The organism is Empedobacter sp. GD03797, from assembly GCF_029842105.1.
Classification (GTDB): domain Bacteria; phylum Bacteroidota; class Bacteroidia; order Flavobacteriales; family Weeksellaceae; genus Empedobacter; species Empedobacter falsenii_C.
Window position 1 is genome coordinate 1 of the sequence record NZ_JAOCFS010000059.1, and the last position, 3,582, is coordinate 3,582.

Annotated in this window: 4 protein-coding genes; 2 read left to right on the forward strand and 2 right to left on the reverse strand. The window is 27.7% G+C overall.

The genetic code is table 11. The features are described 5' to 3' along the window. Positions 1–272 precede the first annotated feature (272 nt). Both N5D90_RS16960 and N5D90_RS16965 read left to right on the forward strand, forming a co-directional pair. A complete protein-coding gene (locus N5D90_RS16960) occupies positions 273–1,214 on the forward strand; it encodes a hypothetical protein (protein WP_280063455.1) in 942 nt (313 codons plus the stop codon). A gap of 212 nt (positions 1,215–1,426) precedes the next feature. Then, entirely contained in the window at positions 1,427–2,008 is a 582-nt protein-coding gene (locus N5D90_RS16965) for a Crp/Fnr family transcriptional regulator (protein ID WP_280063456.1), read from the forward strand. Between the two features lie 341 nt (positions 2,009–2,349). Here the strand turns inward: N5D90_RS16965 and N5D90_RS16970 are convergent, their stop codons facing one another. Together N5D90_RS16970 and N5D90_RS17150 are read right to left on the reverse strand one after the other, a co-directional pair. Beyond that, on the reverse strand, positions 2,350–3,228 hold the full coding sequence (locus N5D90_RS16970; protein ID WP_407932369.1) for an IS3 family transposase: 879 nt from the start codon (positions 3,226–3,228) through the stop codon (positions 2,350–2,352). Beyond that, positions 3,225–3,527 carry a transposase gene (locus N5D90_RS17150; protein WP_125350866.1) on the reverse strand — a complete coding sequence of 101 codons (303 nt, stop codon included), beginning with the start codon at positions 3,525–3,527 and terminating at the stop codon, positions 3,225–3,227. The genes N5D90_RS16970 and N5D90_RS17150 overlap by 4 nt, the downstream gene beginning before the upstream one ends. Positions 3,528–3,582 lie beyond the last annotated feature (55 nt).

Below are 3,582 nucleotides of genomic sequence, written 5' to 3' on the forward strand. Positions count from 1 at the left end.
GTATGTAGTTATTAAAAAAATAATTATTAGAAAAATGAAGAAAGGATACTAATGTGCAACTCAATAATTCGGATTAAAATATATGATCTAGCTAATTGTTATAAGCGAGGTTTTTTATTTTTACGAGAAACCGTAATTTATTGTTAAATGGTTGTTGTATGTTTGAGTTTAATTTAACGAAATGCAGATATAGCTGATTTTTTACTAAACTTTTCTATCATTAACTTCGTAAATTACTATGTTGTGTGCAAGCCTTAAAGAAATCAAAACCAATGAATAATATTAATTGGCAATTATTTATTACTCCAGTATTAAGTTTTATCGGAGTAATAATAGGTTCATTTTTAGCATTTTTATCTTCATCTTTTTTAAAAAAGAAAGAAACAAGATTGAAAATTTCTGAAAAGATTTTAGATAAAAAAATTGAATCCCACGAAGATGTATTAAAGTTGGCTAAATTGTTGCGTTCTACAGTATCAGACAACAATTTCACCAGTGAAATGGAATTAATTACCTATCCATTAATTCTTGCCAATAAAGAGAACTATTTAGATTGGAAAATTAATCTTTACAATAAGGCTAACAACAATTCACACTGGCTTTCACAAAAAGTTCATCAGGAGCTTTTTTTCATTCAAGATTATTTTATAAACTTGGATAAAACTCTCGAAAATGTCCCAGATGAAAACCTAAAGCAAATTGCTATTGTTTTAAAAAATGATTTTGTAGATTTATCTTCAAAATTAGAAAAGAGCATTACAGAATATTTTGATAATGGTTGGAAAAATTTAAAAACTATATCAAAAAAAGATAACTTTAAATTAAGCAAAAACACAAGTCTAAATAGGTTAAAGAATTACAATCATACAAAACGTTATTTGGAAATTAGTCAATATTTTTATCAAAAAAATCCTAAGTTACCGAGAACGGATATTAAACCTGTAACACTTCTTTATAACATTGCTCCAAACGGAATGAAAATAGATATGCTCAAAATAGTTGAAGTACCTAATATTGATAATAGTGGTGTTGAATACGAGTTATTTTTCCAAGAAAATGAATTTAATAATAAATTTGAAAAATTTGGTTATTGTGATCTGATTATGGGATATATAAGATTTGATCAAATAAGTCATAATTCAAGATATATTGGTGTTTCTCACGAAGCAATAAATTTATTATCTAATTGGATAAATGAAAATCTAGAAAATTAAAAGGCCAGCATATAACATGTGTAACCGTTGCACAACTCCTATTTAGGTAGAAAAACAATATTAAAAATAATAACTTCTTTAAATGCAATTTTAGGGAGGTTTTTTGTTTTGTACAATAAAGTATACAATTTAGTTTTGTTTGTATATTTGGGTATAATTTTACGAAACTGACTATATTTTACTTCGTAAAAAACAATGTTATGTGTAATCTTATGAATACAGTATACCTAAAATTGATCAAAGATATTTCAAAATATATTCCACTAAGTAAAGAGGATATTCGAACGATTTCTGAGTCTTTTTCATCTATTACTATTCCAAAAAATACAATGCTTGAAGTTGAAAATACATCTACAAAGTATCTCTATTTTATTATCAATGGATACGTTCGTGTTTTTTACACAAAAGAGGGAGAAGAACGTACAACACAAATAAACTGTCCATCTGGATTTATCACTTCCTTTCAAAGTTTTATTACCAATTCTAAGGCATATGATAACGTACAAACCATTTCTGAATGTAATTTGTTGCGTGTCACTAAAGATAGTCTGGATAAATTGAATAAAAACGTGAAAGATTGGGGAATTTATGGAGAAAAAATATACGAACAAGCCCTCATTTATAATGAAGATCGTACCCGAGATATGATTTTACTTACTGCTGAGGAAAGATATTTAAAACTCATGAAAACGCAACCAGATATAATCCAAAATGTTTCTTTACAATACATTGCTTCTTACATTGGCATTAAACCCGAAAGTCTAAGTAGAATCAGAAGGCAAATCACTTTCTAACGAAGTTTGTGGTAATGAAACGTGCCTACCAAAAGAAGTTGGAACAAAAATGAAAAAATTAGTTTTTGATTATCATAGTATTGAAAAGAAAACTTTTGAAGATATTACCAACTTCCATTATCAGTTTGATAATTATTCATCCTTTGATTACGTTTAAGGAATGTCTTGCTAATAATATTGTCCCTTTTATTATTGATAAAGATTTAAAACTGTTTTATTACAGAGGTTTACAAGATATGGAATCATATAATCTCATTTGAATAAATTTTGGATTCGTTTTCTCTTTTCTTATTAAAGGAAAAAGACCTCTTTGGATATCCCCGTGAATTTTCCATTGTAAGTTAAGCTACATATTTTAAAAATTGTAAATTATTATTAAACTCAAAGATAGTTTTATATCCCAATGTTTTATGTCTTCTATTTTTGTTATACCAAATTTCAATATACTCAAAAATTTGCGTTTTCATTTTTTCTCGTGTTATTAATTTATTTCCATATATCAGTTCTGTCTTTAAAGATTTAAAGAAGCTCTCAGCTACAGCATTATCCCAGCAATTTCCTTTTCTTGACATGCTACGAATAACACCATAAGAATCAAGTACATTTGTAAACTTATTTGAAGCATATTGAACACCTCGATCAGAATGAAATAGCATTCCTTTTTTAATTGATCTATTCTTTATAGCCATACGCCATGCTGCTAAACTCGTTTCTTTTGTACTCATGGTATGGCTTAAACTCCAACCAATCACCTTTCTATCGTACAAATCGATGATTGTTGTTAAATACAAAAATCCCTCTTGAGTTTGAATATAAGTAATATCTGATACCCATTTCATGGAAGGTTTTGAAGCGCTAAAGTCTCTATTAAGTAAATTGCTTACAGTTAAATAATTATGTTTAGAATTTGTTGTAATTCTAAACTTCTTACTTAATTTACTTCTTAAGCCAAGTTCTTGCATATATTTAGCAACCGTTTTAAGTGATATTCTATAACCTAAAGCGTTCAATTCTGAATGAATTCGAGGACTTCCATATCTCTGCTTGAATTTAAAATATAGATACTTTATTTTATCCAACATCAAATTTTTTCTCAAAAGTCGATTGGAATAACCTCTTTTTTTCCATTTATAATAGCTACTGGAATTTATTTTTAATAAAAAACACATTTTCTCAATCGGAAATTGGCGCTCATGATTCTTTATGAATCTGTATTTCATCGACCGTTCTTGGAGAAAATGCTTATTGCTTTTTTTAAGATATCTCGTTCTAATTCAGCATCTTTTAGTTTTTTCTCTAATTCGACTATACGCTCTTGTTCAGGTGTTAGCTTTAAATTGCCTTTTCCTGGAAAACTATTCGATCCATATTCTTGATAATCTTTGCGCCATTTATATAATAATGAGGCTTTTATTCCAAGTTCTCTAGCTAATTCGGAAATATTACTTCTTTCGTAACTCAGTTCTACTGCTCGTAATTTAAAAGAAGCATCGTAATGTTTTTTTTGTCCTTTCATCATGTTAAGATAAGTTTTATACCTTTTCTTACTATGGAATTTTTGTTAGGACATCCAT